Origin of the sequence: Shewanella hanedai, from assembly GCF_007197645.1 — a bacterium.
Lineage (GTDB): Bacteria > Pseudomonadota > Gammaproteobacteria > Enterobacterales > Shewanellaceae > Shewanella > Shewanella hanedai.
The window spans coordinates 15,832-33,319 of the sequence record NZ_VKGK01000016.1; the positions used below are offsets into that span (position 1 = coordinate 15,832).

A 17,488-nucleotide genomic window follows, 5' to 3' on the forward strand; every position below is an offset into this window, starting at 1 on the left:
CTCACTGGCTGTTAGCCTCAGCTCCAAATGATAAGGAGCTGGCTAATGTTAAACTGAGGAATGAAAAAACTAGAAAGTGATGCTGACAATTAACCCTGGCGTATTGTCCATCAAGTTAACCTTGGCATTGTGTCTCGCTAAAATCGCCTTCACCAACGACAAACCTAAGCCTGTTCCCTGATTGTGACGACTAGGGTCTAGCCGTACTAGACGCTCGAACACCCGCCCTTTCTCTTCATCGGGGATCCCTGGACCATTATCGCGGATCTGTATTTCATTGCCTTGCTGCACAATCTCAATCTTGGCGCCTTCGCCCGCATATTTAATCGCGTTATCGACCAGATTAAACAAAGCCTGAAACAACAGGTATTTATCGCCTGTCATCTGCACATCATCGGACGTGGTTAAAGTCAGCGTCTGCTCATTGCTTTCGGCCATGGCTTCCGCCATCTCATAGAGATCTTCACATAAGACTTTTAGACTAAAGTCTTGTAACTCTAATGTTTGCTGACCCTCTTCGATGCGCGTTAATGACAGCATGGCATCAAATGTCGCTAAGCAGTGATCTAACTTTTCAATCAAAATCGCGCAGGCTTCCGGTAGATCCTGTGAGGTTTTATCCGGTAACTGCTCTAAGCCAATTCTTAGGTGAGACAGAGGAGTTCTCAAGTCGTGAGCAATATTGTCTGTCGCGCCTCTTACGGCCAGTAAGTTGTTCTCTAAAGTGTCGAGCACTCGATTAAACTTACCCGCCAACATGTCAAACTCATCATGTCGCCAACTCACAGGGAGGCGCGTGGAGTATTCGCCCTTCTCAATCAATTGGCTAAGATGATTATATTGAACCAATCGACGTAAAATCGCTTTCGAAAAGAGATAACCTAGCGCCAGGGTTAAGATGATCGTTAACATTAACGCTGTAATGGCAGCATTCACAAAGCGGTCGATCAAAGTCGCAAGCTGATCGGTACGCGTCGCAATCAACACTGGACCGTAGCGCGTCATCACTAAACCGCCGGTCAGAATATGTAGCTTATCGGGACCTGCAGTTAAAATGGGAAAATCACGGGTTTTAGGTAACATCGGCATGTCATCGGGGATCAAGCTTAGTGCCCCGATAAGATCCAATGAGCTGCGCCAAACAATCAGAGCGGTCTTAGGATCTGCAGCCTTTACCTGAGCAGCAAAACTGCTCTTGTCTAAGGTCAGCGCCATCTGTTGATAGCGCGCTGTTTCTGCTGCTAAATGTTGGTTGGTTTGCAACTCCTGTTCGTTCATTAACTGTCGGTACATGCCAAGTAGCAAGGTACCAATAATGAGCGTAACCAGAGCTGAAAATATGATAGTAATGCGCCAAGCACTACTCTGATAGGGCTTAATTCCCTTGACGGAGACGATATCCAGCACCTCTGACCGTTTCGATCAGTTCTCCGAAACCAAGTTCTTCAAATTTACGTCGAAGCTTAGCGATATGAACATCAATCACGTTTGTGCGAGGATCAAAATGATAATCCCATACCGCTTCAAATAGCAGCGTACGGCTGATCACTTGGTTTGGATGCTCCATCAGATACTTCAATAACTGAAACTCTTTAGGCTGTAACATCAACTCATTACCGTTTAATGTCACTTTACGCGTGAGCAGCTCCATCATCAGGTTGCCAACGACTAGCCCGGTTTCTGCAGGTTGGGATAAACCACGCTGCATTAACTTTTCAGCTCTGACTAACAGCTCTGAAAAAGCAAAAGGCTTAGTCATGTAATCGTCGCCACCCGCTCTCAAACCTTTGACTCGTTCATCCACGTGGCTGAGTGCCGACAGGATTAACACGGGAGTTTGACTACCCGTCGCTCGCAATGCCGCTAATAACTTGAGTCCATCAAGTTGAGGTAACATACGATCCAGCAGGATAAGGTCATATTTCATGCTAGTTGCAAGCAATAAACCTTGGTGCCCATCTGAAGCGGTTTCAATATTATGTCCCTGCTCAGTAAAGCCTTTAACCACGTATTCAATAGTCGTGGCGTCATCTTCAACGAGTAATATCTTCATAAGTAACTTAATCCCAAGTTAGCAGTGGCAATGGACGTTGATTTTTTATATCGAAAGCCAGCCTGTGTTTGCCAGCTTCGTCGATAAGTTTAATTTCGAGATAACTGATCCCAAGATCATGATCGATTTGTGCTTCGACAATATGGCCATGACGACCATCCATAGCCTTGTGCACTAATGAATAGAAGCTCTGATTGATCTCTTCCATCAAGAGCACAGCTTGGAGACCATCTTTATCGTCAGCTTCTAGGGTTTCCACTTTTTGGTGGATCAGCTGACCATCTTTGGCTTTAAACTCGAATTCTGTGATGGTCTCATTCTCAGTATCAATAAGCGAGACTTCATAGATCAATTCACCTCTTTCGACGTCGATCTCAAATTCACTTATCACACCTGAATATTGCTTTTCGATCCTGAGCATTAAGGCCTGAGGAGAAAGGTTCTGCTTATCTAGTAACATGCCGAGAACCGACTGTTCAGCCAAAGTCTGCGCTGAAAAACCAACACTCGAAAAAAGCATTAAACCCACTAGCCAACGTGCCATGGCTCCCCCTTTAATCATCACTATAATCTTCATCTTATATCAATCGAAAAAAAACCGTTACTGTTCAAGCTATTCAGCTATATATTTTACGCAATTTGTCTGTACTAATGAAGCAAGCTACTTCACCTTTACCTTCTAAAGGTCTGAATTAAAGTCTGTATTTCAATTAACTCGTCACTAACGTCAAACTATCAATTTCAATTTCGATACCTTGCCAGTCATCATCGACTTCACCTCTAAGAATAACTTTATTCTCGCTGCTCACTTCAATGTTACGCCAAAGTGCATTATCAATCTCCACTTCAACATCACCCGTGTTATCACGGAACAAGTAATGCTCATCACCTAAACTTTTGACCAAGTAACCCGTCAACTCGACAGGCGCCTCATCTTTTGCGTTACTAGCATCTTTAGCGTTATTGACTAAGGTCTCAACACCAGGGCCTGTGTACGCAGCAAAAGCTGGCATGGTTAATACGCACGATAAAATAATTGAACCGGCTAACGCTTTAGACATCTGATGTCTCCATTGATAAGTAATCCCAAATTCTACGGGATTGACCATATTGTGGAGATGGAAATCAAATTAACCTTTGATCATTTATGTCCCAGCGTGCCATCAAGATTCTAAAATGTGAATCAACTCAGACTTAAGGGCGACTTCGGTCACGACACCAACAGCCAAGGCGATTTTATTGGCGTAATGTAGAGGTACCTCAGCATGTATTTGGTGTTTTACCCCTTTCACACTCGCGATTAGCCGGACGGTTTCTCCCATGGTTAACATGGAATCTATCGTGATCTCTAGCTTGTTAAAACTGCGACAGAGACGTCCTTGTTTGATCGAGTTAAAACGTATCCCTTGATTTGGGATCACCCAGCGCACTTTTGCACCGACCTCCAAACTCTCAAAGTAGGTACTGGCAATATGATGCTCGCCAAACTTGAGCCAAGTGATCTTACGCTCCTCTTCTTGAGCAATAACATGGGCGTCAAAGATATTCCTCAGACCCATTTGTTTAGCAACCGCTTCAGTACGTGGTCGCGTTAAGACTTCGTGTGGAACGCCTTGTTGCAACATCTTGCCTTGGCTAATCAAGATCATATTGTCAGCAAGCAGTAACGCTTCATTAAGATCGTGGGTCACCATGATAACCGGAATAGAGAGCTGTAATTTAAGGCGAGCAAGTTCTAAATAGAGTCGCTCTCGCGTTTCTCTGTCTACCGCAGAAAACGGTTCATCGAGTAATAACACCGAAGGTTCACGCGCCAATGCCCGTGCCAAAGCAACTCTTTGTCGCTGACCGCCAGATAAATTAGCAGGGAGTCGATCGGGCAGGCCATGAAGGTTCACTCGCTCCAGCCACTCTTTCGCTCTCGGCACTCGTTCAGCTTTGGGAATATGATCTAACGCAGCAACCACGTTGCCCAATGCGGTCAAATTAGGAAATAGACCAAAATGTTGCGGCACATAACCTAGATGACGTTGCTGCGGACTAAGGTGAACCTTACTTGAATCGTTAAACCAATCCCTTTCACCATAACGGATCACGCCGGACTCTGGATGACTCAATCCAGCAATCATGCGCAGCAGAGTCGACTTTCCTCCACCAGAAGGACCGACAACCGCAAGCACTTCACCCGCTTTACACACAAATTCGGCGTCTAGCTTGATATGTTTATCTTGTTTGATTTGACAATATAGATCACCGACGTCTTGAGACATGAGCGGCCCCCATACGTCGAGACAGACTGGTTGTGAAGGCCAATACGGTGACAGCAAAAATCAGTAAGACTAACGACATCTGTCCGGCACTGGCAAAATCGAACGCTTGCACGCTGTCGTAGATAGAAATCGCGATAGTCTTGGTCTCACCAGCAATGTTACCGCCCATCATCAACACCACGCCAAACTCGCCTAAAACATGTGAGAAACAGAGCACTAAAGCCGTTAATACACCAGGCCACACCATAGGTAATTCAATCTTAAACAGTACTTTCATTCGGCTCATGCCGCAGCAAGCTGCTGCATCCCGAACATCTTCAGGCACCGCTTCAAACGCACGCTGAATGGGCTGAATAGCAAAGGGAATATTCACCACAATCGAGGCTACAACTAAACCTGAGAAATTAAACACCAGTTGATGACCGAGTATTCCCTCTAACAGCTGCCCAAGCCAAGATTGACTGCCCAACCCCACGAGCAAGTAGTAACCGATCACGGTAGGAGGCAATACTAAAGGCACCATGATCAGGGCTTCAACCCATGACTTGCCTCTGAACTGACGATAGGCAAGAAAGCGGCTCACAATAATAGCAAAAGGGATCAAGAGCAGCACTGTGACACTACTGAGTTTCATCGATAACAGCAGGGCTTCCCAATCCATTAGTTACTCACCCGACTCAGTCAAGGTAGCTTTGGCAGGTAAACCAAAACCAAAGTCACTGAATACCTTACGCGCGGCATCGGTTTGCAGATAAGCATAAAACGCTTTGGCTGTCGCTCCCGCTTTATTGGTCAGCACCATACGCTGGTAAATGGGGGCGTGTAGTGATTCTGGTAACGCCTGATAATGCCCTATTTTTTGAAATTGTGGTGCGATGGCAAGTGACAACGCAATAATGCCGCCTTGCGTCGAGCCACTGACAGCAAATTGCGCTGCTTGAGCAACATTCTCGCCATAAATGAGGTGTGGGGTCAGTGACTCCCATAAACCAAATGTAGTTAAGAGAGCACGGGCTCGCTCTCCATAGGGCGCATGATCTGGATTGGCGATAGCGAAACGCTTTAACTCACCACTGTCGATTAAGGCCTTTAATCCCTTTAACTCAGGATCCAACTGCAGCGGTGAATTAATCGGAGCTGCAATCGCAAGTCGGCCCACAGCATAGAGCACACCATCGTCGACCGTCACACCTGATTTAGCCAACTGTTCAATGTACTTTTCGTCAGCTGACATAAACATCTGAAAAGGTGCACCATGTTTAATCTGCGCCACAAAATTTCCCGAAGAACCATAGGAAATCCGTACCTTCTCACCGGTATCTTGAGTAAATTGCTTCGCGAGTTCATCCAGTGCAAATTTAATATTTGATGCCGCAGCAATCACAGGCACATCACTCGCGTTAGCGTTGGTGACCGCCATGCTCAATACCAAGACAAGGCTCGCAACTGCCAGCGCGAATCCTCTTCTCAATCGAATCATGCTTTTCCCTTGTCACTCAAACTTAGGATTTATCCCACATTTTAGCTGCTTGCTCATCAGCATCTTTAGCTTCAACCCAATTTTTGCCTGTTTCACCGGCTTCCAGTTTCCAAAAAGGCGCTTTGGTTTTAAGAAAATCTATCAAGAATTCACAAGCTGCAAAAGCGGCTTTACGATGAGCACTGGTCACGCCGATAAAAACAATCTGTTCGCCTAAAGCCATCGTACCAACACGGTGTATTATGGTCACCTTGTTTAAAGGCCAACGCTCACGAGCCTCAACGGCTATTTGTTGCAGTACACCTTCGGTCATACCAGGGTAATGCTCTAAGGTCAGGTCCGTCACCACGCTGCCGTCATTAAAGTCTCTGACTTTGCCGACAAAAGTCACCACTGCGCCATCACTATTATCATCCGCGATTAGGGCGTATTCATCAGAAACACTAAAGTCCTGAGTTTGAACTACCACTTTACTCAACGTAGCCGACATGACTAACCCCCAGTGACTGGCGGGAAGAAAGCGACTTCATCGCCATCTTGAACTGGTGTGTCCCAACCACTGATGGTTTGATTGACCGCAACCAGCAATTTATCTGACACCAATACCTTGCCCCATTTGTCATCTTTCGATGCAAGAACAGCACGCAGTGCCTCGGCAGTTGTGGTCTCAGCTGTCGCTTCAACTTGTATAGAGCTCTCGCCGAGTAGTTCTCTCACCTGTGCAAAAAACAAAACATTAATCATAATTTATACCTTGAAATGACCTGACTTACCGCCGCGTTTTTCTAACAGGCGCGTCTGGGTGATCACCATATCTTTTTGAACCGCTTTACACATGTCATAAATGGTTAAGGCTGCAACCGAAGCGGCCGTTAATGCTTCCATCTCAACACCTGTTTTACCAGACAGTTTACATAAACTGGTGATACGCACTCGGCTATGTTCAGGTTGAGCCTCGAGCTCCACCTCAACTTTAGTCAACATAAGCGGATGACAAAGAGGAATGAGATCTGAGGTTTTCTTCGCAGCTTGAATACCAGCAATACGTGCGGTCGCAAATACATCACCTTTATGGTGACTGCCACTCATGATCATCTCAAGCGTTGCTGGAGCCATCTCAATAAAGGCTTCCGCGCGGGCTTCTCTTTCAGTGACTGCTTTTTCAGTCACATCAACCATATGGGCATTACCATCGGCATTGATATGGGTAAACTTATTGCTCATTTATTTAAACCTTATTGTTTCGGCAACGACTTTTCTAAATGTGTAGTTGCTCTTACGACTTAACGTTATTCAGACACGAGCTGCTTGAGATGCATGACGAAGTTGCAGGGACGATGCGTCGCATCCAATTGTTCTTTAATTAGCTTATTCCAACCCGTTCGACATGCGCCCGTTGAACCCGGCAAGCAGAAGACAGCGGTTTGGTTAGCGAAACCACCCAAGGCTCTAGATTGCACTGTCGATGTGCCGAGTTCGGTATACGTGATGTGGCGGAACAGCTCGCCAAAACCTTCAATCTCTCGATCAAACAAAGGTTTCACCGCTTCCGGCGTATTATCACGAACGGTAAAGCCTGTGCCACCAGTTGTTATAATGACTTGCACCTCTTTCGATGCAATCCATTCAGATATGACTGCACGGATCTGGTACTTATCATCTTTAATGAGCTTACGTTCAATAAGCTTATGTCCGGCTTCAATCAGATTATCTTCAAGGAACTGGCCTGAGGTATCTTGGCTTAAATTTCGGCTATCGGACAAGGTAAGAACAGCAATATTTAAAGGGATAAACTGGTTCGTGGTGCAATGGCCCATAATGGTTCTCTATTTAATCGTCACTTAAAGAATACTGAGAAATTATACCCATGAAATTCTGCAAAAAATTTGCACAAGATCATGGGACCGATTGAAATCAACCTCCGATAGAGGCTAAATGCTGAGTCACACCGGTAATGCCATCGTGGAGGAAATGCGTTTCTTTCTTCTGGGCAAGTTGTCCATGAAGACGCTGGATCAGTTCAGGTCTTTGGGATGAGTCTTGCAGCAAATCTCTGAGATCGACACCATTTTCAGTAAACAAACAGAGGTGTAGTTTACCGTTAGCAGATACGCGTAATCGATTGCAGCTGGCACAGAAATGCTTGTCATAAGGCATGATCAAACCAATACGCCCTTTATGATCGTCGCGGCTAAAGTTTTGCGCCGGGCCGTCATCCACAGCAGACTGGTCAAGTCCCCAACCATCAGCAATAAGCTGAGATCTGATATCTGAACCCGCTAAATGGTGTGCCTGGAAATAGTCACGACCCAGTCCAGTTTCCATCAATTCGATGAAACGCAGATCTATCGGGGTATTTTTAATCCAGTGCAGAAAACGTGGTAGGTCTTTATCGTTCAAACCTTTAAGCAACACGGCGTTGATCTTGACTCGTTCAAAACCGGCATCAAGAGCAGCATCAATACCACGCATTACTTCGTCGAACTTATTTTCACCCGTGATTTGATAGAACATCTTAGGATCTAAGCTGTCGACAGAGACATTGATACGTCTTAAGCCTGCGTCATACCACTCACGCGCATGCTTCTCTAAACGGTAACCGTTTGTCGTCGTCGCGATAGTTTTGATCTTATCGTTATCGGCAACAGCACGAATGATGTCAGTAAAGTCTTTGCGCAGCGTGGGCTCGCCACCAGTGATACGGATCTTTTGAGTACCGACTTCAGCAAAGGCAGCAATCAAATTTTCTATTTCACTGAGCGCCATAAACTTAGAACGACCATTTGGCCGGTATCCGTCAGGGAGGCAGTAAGTGCATTTGAAATTACACACGTCAGTCACTGACATGCGCAAATAGTGAAATCTTCGACCAAAATTGTCTTGTAGTTGAGACATGATCACCTTTCCAAGTAAGGGGAGGTGAGAGAATTTCTTATCACACCCCGGTGGCGTTATTGCCACGGCTTAGCGTCCATATCTGTTGACGTAGGACAAAAAGCTCGGAGAACCGTCAGGGAGCAATTATAGGCATATTTGCCCCCTGAACCCTAGCGTTAAAGCGCTATTTCTTACTCAGAAACCCTCAGACGTTAACATTTTGTGACACCGCTCACGCTCAAAAAGCACCTAACCTAGACTTAAGTTACTGTATAAACTCTGTGCCATTGTCTGATTTTGATGTAAGGTAGTTAGATGATTAAAACATCCGTTTAACGGGGAAATCTACCTAGAGGTGAAGTGATGGAACGCGAATCGATGGAGTTCGATGTTGTTATCGTTGGAGCAGGGCCAGCGGGCCTAGCGACAGCGTGTAGACTGATGCAAGTATCAAAAGACAGTGGACAAGAGATCGCCGTTTGTGTGGTAGAGAAAGGTTCAGAAGTTGGCGCCCATATTCTTTCTGGCGCAGTGTTTGAGCCGAAAGTTCTTGGAGAGTTATTTCCCGATTGGCGCGACACAGGTGCTCCGCTCCATACGTCTGTCGTGAGCGATGAAATTCACATGCTAAGCTCTCCATCATCGTCACGATTGATGCCCAACGCACTCCTTCCAAAAACCATGCATAACGAAGGCAACTACATTATCAGTGTCGGCAATCTTGCACGCTGGTTAGCCGAACGTGCTGAAGAACTCGGTGTCGAAATTTTCCCAGGCTTTCCAGCCAGTGGCCTGCTCTTCAATGAAGATCAAAGTGTTAAAGGCATACTCATCGGTGACATGGGCGTTGGGGCTGATGGTCAAGAAAAGAGTAGCTTTGAACCAGGCATGGAACTACACGCTAAATACACTATATTCAGTGAAGGTTGTCGCGGTCATCTCGGTAAGCAATTAATCGAAAAATATCACCTCGATAATGGTAAAACACCTCAACACTACGGCTTAGGCTTTAAAGAGATCTGGAAGGTTCCGAGCGAACAACATGAGCTAGGTAAAGTGGTACACACTGGCGGCTGGCCACTTAATGATGGCGCTTCAGGTGGCGGTTTCCTTTATCACCTTGAAGATAACCAGATAGCTGTTGGTTTAATTGTCGACCTCAATTATCAAAACCCTCATCTGAGTCCATTCGATGAGTTTCAGCGTTATAAGACACACCCTGTTATCGCCAAATATCTCGAAGGTGGTGAGCGCTTAAGTTATGGCGCACGAGCAATCACCAAAGGCGGATTAAACTCTTTGCCTAAAATGAGCTTCCCTGGCGGACTCATCATAGGGTGTAATGCAGGAACTCTTAACTTTGCCAAGATAAAAGGCACTCATACCGCGATGAAGAGCGGCATTCTCGCTGCGGAAACCATTGCACAAGCATTGTTAGCGGGTGTTGAAGGCGGTAAAGATCTCGATTGTTATGCTGAAAAGTTTGAGCAAAGCTGGCTGCAAGATGAACTTTATAAGTCACGCAACTTCGGCCCTGCCATGCACAAATTCGGAACGTACCTCGGTGGTGCATTTAACTTTATCGACCAAAATTGGTTTGGCGGTAAATTCCCTATTACCTTAAGGGATGAAAAACCTGACTATGCTCAGATGGCTGAAGTAGGGGCCTACAAGAAGATTGACTACCCTAAGCCAGACGGTAAGTTAAGTTTTGATAAAAACTCATCTGTTTATCTATCTAATACTTTCCATGAGGAAGATCAGCTTTGTCATCTCAAACTTAAAAATGACCGCATCCCTATCGATGTCAACTTAGTTAAGTTTGATGAACCTGCTCAACGATACTGCCCTGCAGGCGTTTATGAGGTGATAGAAGAGGAAGGCGAAAACAAGTTTGTCATTAATAGCCAAAACTGTATTCACTGCAAAACCTGTGATATCAAAGATCCAAGCCAGAATATCACTTGGGTCACCCCAGAAGGCGGCGGTGGACCTAACTACCCTAATATGTAGGGAATAGAACAGACAAAATGCGCTCTTAATGGGCGCAGTATTATTTTACAAGTGTGAATAAAACATTGCGATCATGTCAAAATATCACCATAATTGCAGCCTCTAATAAAGCGTGATTTCCATACCAACCGCTAGTTTCTATCGAAACACCAACACCCTACTTAACTCTCTACATAATGAGAGAAATTAATCGTCTACAGTCAGGGATTGCTAATTCCCCCCTTTATTTTGCCCACTGAGAGATAACATCAGCAGGTTGCTAACTATGAGATTAACTATGCTCACCATCAAACAAAAAATCATTCTTACTGTTACGCTTGCCGTACTCTTGTCGACTATTTTAGTCGGCGTGCTCAGCCAGCGTAGTGCAAAGCAAGTCATCGAACAGCGAATGCTGACTTCTGAAATGCCCAATATGCTGCAGCAAATCCGCAATAAGATTGAGCTTGATATCAATAGCTTAATGCATGCTGCTGAGCAACTCGCCAACAGTCCGATGCTGATTAATTGGTTAGAGAATGGTCGCCCTGCTGACACAGAAACCTTAGTGACCGACCAACTGACAAATATTAAAAACCAATACAAGCTTGCACAAGCCTCATTCGCAGACAGAGACACGGCAGCTTACTACACCCAAGATGGTTTTTTACGACTCTTGAATCCCTCTCAGGATGGCTGGTTCTTCGACTATAAAAACAGTGGTCAAGAACGCATGCTTAACGTGTTCACCGAAGATAATGGTGAGGTAAAACTGTTTATAAATTATCAACAACCAAGTGGCCGTGGACTGGTTGGATTAGCCAAATCTCTTGATGACATGGTCGCTCTATTAGCCTCATTTAAAATTGAAGAAACAGGCTTTGTCTATCTGGTTGATGCTGAAGGTGAGGTCAAATTACACCCTGATACCAATCAGATAGGTCGCGGAACACTGAACAACTTTTATCGCGACGGCAATACCAACGGCTTACTAAATCGTAGTGACTTTAGCATGCTAAAAACGGAAGTGGATGGTCAACAGATGTTAGTGGCCAGTAGTTATATTCCCTCTATGAATTGGTACCTTGTTGCTCAAGTGCCTGAATCTGAAATCTTCGCCCTACTGCAAGAATCCGCTTACCAGATCCTATTTTGGACTTTATTGATTGCCACAGCCTTTATTACATTATCCGTGTTTGTAGCAGGTTCGGTCAGTCGTCCTATCTCTGTGGTTGCATCAATGCTGCAGGATATTGGTGAAGGTGAAGGCGATCTACGTCAACGCCTCCCAGTAGAGGGCAACGATGAGCTCACTCTGCTGGCTAAAGGGTTTAATACCTTTATCAGTAAGATACAGAGTTCAATCATCGACGTCACTGAAGCCAGTGAACAGCTAAGTCTTTCTGCAAAAGATGTCGCAAATCAAGCACAACAAACACTGTCTGATAGTCAGCTGCAAAAAGATCAAACCATGATGGTGGTTGCCGCGATAAATGAAATGGGTGCAACAGTAAATGAGATTGCAGCCAATGCAGCCCAAGCCGCAGATACCGCAAGAGATGCCGACACAGGTTCTAGCTCTGGCCAAGTGGTGGTATTACGTGCGAGAGACACCATCAATCAACTCTCTGACGATGTCGATTCTGTTGGGGAAGTGATCGAATCCTTAGCGGTACACACTAAGTCCATTGGTGGGATTTTAGATGTCATACGCGCCGTATCAGAGCAGACAAATTTATTGGCGCTCAATGCAGCTATAGAAGCTGCACGAGCAGGTGAAGCGGGACGAGGCTTTGCCGTCGTTGCTGACGAGGTGAGAAACTTGGCATCACGTACAGCGACGTCGACCAATGAAGTACAGATAATGATAGATAAATTACAAGCCGAGGCCAGTAGAGCTGTCGGTGCCATGACCCAGAGCCGTTCACGCTCTCAAGAAGGCGTCATTGCCGTTGATGAAGCAAGTCAGTCATTATCGGGGATCAGTGAGCAGATAGGCCAGATCACAGACATGAACATTCAAGTGGCGGCGGCGACCGAAGAGCAGTCAACGGTTGTGGAAGACATCAATCGTAATGTCACTGAGATCAATGACATTACCCAGAGAACAGCGGACACCGCCGAAGCTGTCGCACAAGCGAGTCAATCACTGATCCATCTAGCACATCGTTTAGATACTTTAGTGGCAGGTTTTAAGGTTTAGATTTAAAGGCTTAATATGATTTGAGTCCTTAAGCATGAACGCTTAAGGACTTAAATAAGACGTTAACTACGCGGTTTTAAAAATTTAATCGTCATTGGGTATTTATAGCTTACCCCTTCACTGGCTTTCATCGCTGCAATGATAGTAAACACGATATCAACGATTGCCAGCACACCTATCAGAAGAAAGCCGATACCAACCAACATCAAAACCGCACTGATCATCATGTAGATCATTAAACTTATCTTGAAATTGATACAGTTACGGCCACACTCATCGACGAATGGCATCTCATCACGCTTCATCAACCATACGATGAATGGGCCGAGTATGCTGCCGAAAGGGATGTATACCCAAGCCACTTCAAAATGCTCATTTCAGAGCTCCCGTAGGATCGCTGAACAAGGCAGTGGTTGAGACAATGGTCATTCCATTAACGATACCGCTAACGCAGTGCAGCGGATCTACGGAAACTCCCGGAGGGCAAGGCGAGAAGTAACATGTTTCTGCGTTATAAAATATTGAATTAGAATAACTAGTCCAGCAATTTCATGCCTTGAACTCTGTCACTTCTCGACATGCTGAATTCTGCATTTAGAGGTTGTTTGGGTATAACTTAACCCGCAAAACTTGAGACTTGAACAGCGATGCCCATGTTGCGCTCATCTTGGCTCAGTGCTGGGTCCTGTTTTTGTATTAGTTCTTCTACTTGCACTTCTTCTGTCACTTTTCTCTCCTTGAATTAAAGACTTAAATTTTACTCGGACCAAACAAACGCATCTGCCAGTCCTCAATTTTCTGATGTTCTAATCTTCTCTGTAAGCTATTTACCCAAGCATTAGCCAGTCCCTCACAACTCGCGAGGCGATCATAAGCTTTAGCATCAAACTCAGGGGTAAAATAGATAACCATGGCATCTCTCACACTTATGTCAGTGCGACGCTCAATGAGGGATATACTATCATTTTGTTGAATTACACCTGGTTTGATCACTCGATAAAACCAACCACATAAGCCACTGGTTTGCATCGCCAGCGCAAACTCTTCATGACCAAACTGTCGATTTAATTTGAAACAGGGGGATCTTGGCTGAGTCACCTGCAGCACAACCTCGCCAATCGCAATGATATCTCCAATATTGACCTGAGTTTCATCCAAGCCAACGGTGCTGATATTCTCCCCCATAGAGGGCGCATCCCTAAAACCATTCATCATGTCCCAGCGACGATACTGACCATAATGCTCTCGGGGAAAGTGATGCAGTACTCGATCTAATCCACCATGATGTTTAGGATCAGCCTGTGCATCGCCTGAAACCGTTTCAAAATGAACTTCTAGTGTCGTGGCGGCTTTTTTATTGGCTATCCCGCTGGTAATGCCGGTCATTTGGCTGAGTTCTTCGCCCAAATATAAACCCGATAACTGTTTAACCAATAATTGCTCCGACATCAATCAACTCCTTAAGTCATTTCAAATTAACGATAAGCTAGTAGGCTAATACAAATCTTAGCCAGAGACTATCAACATCTTGTTGCTCTGTTTGTGTAAAACCTAACTTCTGTATAAGAGCTATTGATGCTAGATTTTCTCTCATCACATTGGCAACATAGTCAGTCACATTATATCTTTCAACACCAATTTTAAGGGCTGCACAAGCAGCCTCACTCGCAAAGCCTTTTCCCCATACGGATCTAAGCAATCTAAAGCCTAAATCAACTTCTTGAGTAACAGGATCTCTTCGTAGACCACAAAAACCGATATACTCCCCCGTCTCTCTATCAAGCAATGACCACCGTCCAAAACCATGTAAACGATATTCACAATAGGCATCAATAAAAGCGGCAGAGGCTTGCTCTGACTCGAAAGAAGTATCTCCGGTATATCGCATCACTTCAAGATCGGCATTAAGCCGATAGAAACCTTCAGCATCCTGCAGAGAAAACTCTCTCAGAATAAGCCTCTCTGTCTTAGTTACAATCAAATTAAGACCTCCTCTCTAATGAGACAAAACTACCTGATCTCGGCCTCTGTCTTTTGCCTGATAAAGCGCGACATCAACTCGGTTAATCAAATCGGCACTTGGCTCACCAGGGTTATACTGAGCAACACCAGAGCTTACCGTTATGCCAATCTCATGTTCATTGACGCTAATTTTACGTTGCGCAATCGTCTCTCGAATCCGCTCAGCCATATCGGCTGCATGACTAAGATCGACATTAGGCAGCAACAGTAAAAACTCCTCTCCACCCCAACGACACACAATATCTTGATCCCTCAACTGATGCTGGATCATATTGGCTACCGTCTTAATCACTAAATCCCCGATGCTATGACCAAAGCTATCATTGACCTTCTTAAAATAATCAATATCCAACAAGATGATCGAAACTGGAACGGCAGAGTTATCAGCGTTAAGCAGTGATTGAGTAAAATTAATTTCAAACATCTGCCGATTCGTAGCACCGGTAAGCTTATCAGTCGACGCCATCACCTCTAACTTTCTTTGGTATCGCCCTAACGTCAGATTCGCAATGACCAAGATAATGATGATCACCAACAAACCCAGCCCGATATTGACCCAGAAAGTATTTAATATCTTCTGCTCTCCCTCGGCCTCCTCCTGCTCAACCATCAAGTACCATTTAAACTCTGACACCATACGCGAGTTCAGGTAGACCGTTTTATTGTCTCTAACATAAGAGAGGGAAGCGCTTGGGCTAGTAAGAATACGGGTGGCAAGTTTTTCTAAACCAGGGGAGTCTTGTAATGTCTGACTGCCAGTGTATTGATCGCCGTGTAGCGTCACAACTCCCTCGGTATCGACAAAATAGACTCGACGGTTGTATCTCTTTTGGTAGAGTTTTATTAGTTTCTGGACACGTTCAACCGCTAATCCGACCCCAGTAACACCAATGAAGTTACCGTCGAAGTCATAGACTTTGTAATTGACGTAAACAACCGTTTGATTCTTGTTTGCGGTATCGGGATCGATATTCACTTCGTAGGGCTCTGAATCTGGTAGTGAGCGAACTCGGAAGTACCAGGCATCGATGGGGTCAGTCTCTTCGACCTTTTTCAGTACACCAGTAGAGTGATAGTAGTTTCGGCTTTTATCGGATATAAAAAAACTGGTCACGGTATCGTATTTATTCTGAATCTCTTTTAAATAACGGATCAGCAGTTTGGGATCTTGCTCATCATTAATGGTCCAATCCCTAACAAATGTGTCTTGGGCCATCAACGAAGAAATAAAAATAGGTTGCAACAAATCCTGCTGGATCTCTGAATAGATATTGTCACTGGTCAGGGGAAGGGTATTTTCTGAAATTTGCTCACTCAGAGAGTCATGAGCCACTTTATAGCTAATGCCACTGGTAAAAATAAACGCCGTTATCAGCAGAACCGACAGGATCCAGATAAACCGCTTTTTATCACTCCACACTCTATTTCCCATTAACAGCCACCCACATTATCAATTTAACCGGAAATAATTGCCATCAACCTAAGTTAACAACCTGTTAAATAATAACTTAAAAGTAGAAATGATGACATTGAATTTAAGTCACTAATGAAAAAAGAGCATAAAAAAGCCTCGCTGGGAGCAAGGCAAAGGCAAAACAGAGTAAGGATAGTGATTTACATTAAATCAGTATTGCCAATCTAACAGCCAAATATGAGGGTTTAATGACTGTTAGATAACAGATTTATGACACCAATTTAGTTACTCAAATATTGCTTTAATGCCTCTCCTGGAATGGAGCTGTGCGTAGCAACCGCAAAACCAGCCCATATTCCCGCTTCTTTCATCGACTCCACAATGCCTAACCCACTCGTCATCCCATGAATAAGGCCTGCAGCATAGGCATCACCCGCCCCCGTGGTATCGACGACCACAGATGGCACTGCATTCACATGCTGACAATCATCTCGAGTATAGAGATGAGCGCCATCTGAGCCATCAGTCACAATGAAATACTTAAGCGATGCTCCGGCGATTGTAAGCCCATATTCCCATGGAGATAATTGGCTACGTCCCTGCATATCGGTTTTAGATGCAATTAAAATGTCACAAGGTCTAGGGCGTTCATCTTTAGCCAACTGAGCTAACACTAAACAATTTTCCAGTGCGGTTTTAGCCCAACTCACACTGCCTTCGGCAGATGAATTAACATAGATCGCATCCCATTGACTCCAAACAGGAGGGGCTGCAAGTTCAAACACAGGTCTTTCGGGACGAATAATCGTACGCTCACCATTGGGGGTCATCACCAGCAACATCTCGCTGCTAATCTCTTCATGCCGTTGAATTAGCTGGCAATCGATTCCTTGAGCACTCGCTTCAGCAAGCAGCCAGTCTCCCACTTTATCGCTACCCACTTGGCTGACAAGTGCCACACGATGCTTGGCCCAAGCAAGTCCGATCCCGGTATTGGCACCACCGCCACCTAGGCGTCGACCACCATCTTTATAGTGAAATCGGCCTCCCATCTCTAACGGTTTATCAAGGTTTAGAATGCGATCACTGTTGAGATTAGCCACAAGAAGAATATTAGCCATAATAGCTCCGAAAAATAGGCGTCATGGTGTGAATAATAAAGGAATACTAACGAAAC

At 44.9% G+C, this 17,488-nt stretch carries 19 protein-coding genes and 1 riboswitch; of the genes, 2 read left to right on the forward strand and 17 right to left on the reverse strand.

The window, feature by feature from the left end; genetic code table 11:
• Nucleotides 1–69 precede the first annotated feature (69 nt).
• From FN961_RS13625 to moaA, 12 genes are all read right to left on the reverse strand, one after another.
• Nucleotides 70–1,293, reverse strand: a complete 1,224-nt coding sequence (locus FN961_RS13625) for a sensor histidine kinase (RefSeq protein ID WP_185972792.1) — start codon at nt 1,291–1,293, stop codon at nt 70–72.
• Between the two features lie 82 nt (nt 1,294–1,375).
• Entirely contained in the window at nt 1,376–2,053 is a 678-nt protein-coding gene (locus FN961_RS13630; protein WP_144040728.1) for a response regulator transcription factor, read from the reverse strand.
• 7 nt (nt 2,054–2,060) lie between these two features.
• Complete coding sequence (locus tag FN961_RS13635) at nt 2,061–2,597, reverse strand: PepSY domain-containing protein (protein WP_144040729.1); 537 nt, start codon at nt 2,595–2,597, stop codon at nt 2,061–2,063.
• 166 nt (nt 2,598–2,763) lie between these two features.
• Complete coding sequence (locus FN961_RS13640) at nt 2,764–3,114, reverse strand: NirD/YgiW/YdeI family stress tolerance protein (RefSeq protein ID WP_144040730.1); 351 nt, start codon at nt 3,112–3,114, stop codon at nt 2,764–2,766.
• Nucleotides 3,115–3,216: 102 nt separating this feature from the next.
• Nucleotides 3,217–4,323, reverse strand: coding sequence for an ABC transporter ATP-binding protein (locus FN961_RS13645; RefSeq protein WP_144040731.1), 1,107 nt, complete (start codon nt 4,321–4,323; stop codon nt 3,217–3,219).
• A complete protein-coding gene (modB, locus tag FN961_RS13650; RefSeq protein WP_144040732.1) occupies nt 4,304–4,984 on the reverse strand; it encodes a molybdate ABC transporter permease subunit in 681 nt (226 codons plus the stop codon). The genes FN961_RS13645 and modB overlap by 20 nt, the downstream gene beginning before the upstream one ends.
• Before the next feature lie 3 nt (nt 4,985–4,987).
• A complete protein-coding gene (gene modA, locus FN961_RS13655; RefSeq protein WP_144040733.1) occupies nt 4,988–5,803 on the reverse strand; it encodes a molybdate ABC transporter substrate-binding protein in 816 nt (271 codons plus the stop codon).
• Nucleotides 5,804–5,825: 22 nt separating this feature from the next.
• On the reverse strand, nt 5,826–6,293 hold the full coding sequence (gene moaE, locus FN961_RS13660) for a molybdopterin synthase catalytic subunit MoaE (RefSeq protein ID WP_144040734.1): 468 nt from the start codon (nt 6,291–6,293) through the stop codon (nt 5,826–5,828).
• A gap of 2 nt (nt 6,294–6,295) precedes the next feature.
• The gene (moaD, locus tag FN961_RS13665; protein WP_144040735.1) at nt 6,296–6,547 is read right to left on the reverse strand and encodes a molybdopterin synthase sulfur carrier subunit; all 252 of its coding nucleotides are present in this window, start codon (nt 6,545–6,547) and stop codon (nt 6,296–6,298) included.
• 3 nt (nt 6,548–6,550) lie between these two features.
• Complete coding sequence (gene moaC / locus FN961_RS13670) at nt 6,551–7,027, reverse strand: cyclic pyranopterin monophosphate synthase MoaC (protein WP_144040736.1); 477 nt, start codon at nt 7,025–7,027, stop codon at nt 6,551–6,553.
• 65 nt (nt 7,028–7,092) lie between these two features.
• On the reverse strand, nt 7,093–7,620 hold the full coding sequence (moaB, locus tag FN961_RS13675; protein ID WP_144040737.1) for a molybdenum cofactor biosynthesis protein B: 528 nt from the start codon (nt 7,618–7,620) through the stop codon (nt 7,093–7,095).
• A 97-nt stretch (nt 7,621–7,717) separates the two neighbouring features.
• On the reverse strand, nt 7,718–8,698 hold the full coding sequence (gene moaA / locus FN961_RS13680; RefSeq protein ID WP_144040738.1) for a GTP 3',8-cyclase MoaA: 981 nt from the start codon (nt 8,696–8,698) through the stop codon (nt 7,718–7,720).
• A riboswitch (molybdenum cofactor riboswitch) is annotated at nt 8,686–8,820 on the reverse strand. It overlaps the preceding gene by 13 nt.
• Before the next feature lie 223 nt (nt 8,821–9,043).
• Between moaA and FN961_RS13685 the strand changes: the two genes are divergently transcribed.
• Both FN961_RS13685 and FN961_RS13690 read left to right on the forward strand, forming a co-directional pair.
• Nucleotides 9,044–10,693, forward strand: a complete 1,650-nt coding sequence (locus FN961_RS13685) for an electron transfer flavoprotein-ubiquinone oxidoreductase (RefSeq protein ID WP_144040739.1) — start codon at nt 9,044–9,046, stop codon at nt 10,691–10,693.
• A gap of 265 nt (nt 10,694–10,958) precedes the next feature.
• Complete coding sequence (locus FN961_RS13690; RefSeq protein WP_144040740.1) at nt 10,959–12,875, forward strand: methyl-accepting chemotaxis protein; 1,917 nt, start codon at nt 10,959–10,961, stop codon at nt 12,873–12,875.
• A gap of 62 nt (nt 12,876–12,937) precedes the next feature.
• Here the strand turns inward: FN961_RS13690 and FN961_RS13695 are convergent, their stop codons facing one another.
• The 5 genes from FN961_RS13695 to FN961_RS13720 form a co-directional block, all read right to left on the reverse strand.
• Nucleotides 12,938–13,237, reverse strand: coding sequence for a DUF4870 domain-containing protein (locus tag FN961_RS13695; protein ID WP_144040741.1), 300 nt, complete (start codon nt 13,235–13,237; stop codon nt 12,938–12,940).
• A gap of 388 nt (nt 13,238–13,625) precedes the next feature.
• Nucleotides 13,626–14,324, reverse strand: coding sequence for an MOSC domain-containing protein (locus FN961_RS13705; RefSeq protein ID WP_144040742.1), 699 nt, complete (start codon nt 14,322–14,324; stop codon nt 13,626–13,628).
• A gap of 37 nt (nt 14,325–14,361) precedes the next feature.
• Nucleotides 14,362–14,856 carry a GNAT family N-acetyltransferase gene (locus FN961_RS13710; protein ID WP_144040743.1) on the reverse strand — a complete coding sequence of 165 codons (495 nt, stop codon included), beginning with the start codon at nt 14,854–14,856 and terminating at the stop codon, nt 14,362–14,364.
• A 15-nt stretch (nt 14,857–14,871) separates the two neighbouring features.
• Nucleotides 14,872–16,329 (reverse strand): sensor domain-containing diguanylate cyclase, encoded by a 1,458-nt coding sequence (locus FN961_RS13715; RefSeq protein WP_144040744.1) that lies wholly within the window; start codon nt 16,327–16,329, stop codon nt 14,872–14,874.
• 263 nt (nt 16,330–16,592) lie between these two features.
• On the reverse strand, nt 16,593–17,432 hold the full coding sequence (locus FN961_RS13720; RefSeq protein ID WP_144040745.1) for a PfkB family carbohydrate kinase: 840 nt from the start codon (nt 17,430–17,432) through the stop codon (nt 16,593–16,595).
• Nucleotides 17,433–17,488: the final 56 nt, after the last annotated feature.

Bases quoted from the DNA above. Each gene is read 5' to 3' on its own strand.
- FN961_RS13625 (WP_185972792.1), bottom strand. From the start codon at position 1,293: ATGTACCGACAGTTAATGAACGAACAGGAGTTGCAAACCAACCAACAT.
- FN961_RS13630 (WP_144040728.1), bottom strand. From the start codon at position 2,053: ATGAAGATATTACTCGTTGAAGATGACGCCACGACTATTGAATACGTG.
- FN961_RS13635 (WP_144040729.1), bottom strand. From the start codon at position 2,597: ATGGCACGTTGGCTAGTGGGTTTAATGCTTTTTTCGAGTGTTGGTTTT.
- FN961_RS13640 (WP_144040730.1), bottom strand. From the start codon at position 3,114: ATGTCTAAAGCGTTAGCCGGTTCAATTATTTTATCGTGCGTATTAACC.
- FN961_RS13645 (WP_144040731.1), bottom strand. From the start codon at position 4,323: ATGTCTCAAGACGTCGGTGATCTATATTGTCAAATCAAACAAGATAAA.
- modB (WP_144040732.1), bottom strand. From the start codon at position 4,984: ATGGATTGGGAAGCCCTGCTGTTATCGATGAAACTCAGTAGTGTCACA.
- modA (WP_144040733.1), bottom strand. From the start codon at position 5,803: ATGATTCGATTGAGAAGAGGATTCGCGCTGGCAGTTGCGAGCCTTGTC.
- moaE (WP_144040734.1), bottom strand. From the start codon at position 6,293: ATGTCGGCTACGTTGAGTAAAGTGGTAGTTCAAACTCAGGACTTTAGT.
- moaD (WP_144040735.1), bottom strand. From the start codon at position 6,547: ATGATTAATGTTTTGTTTTTTGCACAGGTGAGAGAACTACTCGGCGAG.
- moaC (WP_144040736.1), bottom strand. From the start codon at position 7,027: ATGAGCAATAAGTTTACCCATATCAATGCCGATGGTAATGCCCATATG.
- moaB (WP_144040737.1), bottom strand. From the start codon at position 7,620: ATGGGCCATTGCACCACGAACCAGTTTATCCCTTTAAATATTGCTGTT.
- moaA (WP_144040738.1), bottom strand. From the start codon at position 8,698: ATGTCTCAACTACAAGACAATTTTGGTCGAAGATTTCACTATTTGCGC.
- FN961_RS13685 (WP_144040739.1), top strand. From the start codon at position 9,044: ATGGAACGCGAATCGATGGAGTTCGATGTTGTTATCGTTGGAGCAGGG.
- FN961_RS13690 (WP_144040740.1), top strand. From the start codon at position 10,959: ATGAGATTAACTATGCTCACCATCAAACAAAAAATCATTCTTACTGTT.
- FN961_RS13705 (WP_144040742.1), bottom strand. From the start codon at position 14,324: ATGTCGGAGCAATTATTGGTTAAACAGTTATCGGGTTTATATTTGGGC.
- FN961_RS13715 (WP_144040744.1), bottom strand. From the start codon at position 16,329: ATGGGAAATAGAGTGTGGAGTGATAAAAAGCGGTTTATCTGGATCCTG.
- FN961_RS13720 (WP_144040745.1), bottom strand. From the start codon at position 17,432: ATGGCTAATATTCTTCTTGTGGCTAATCTCAACAGTGATCGCATTCTA.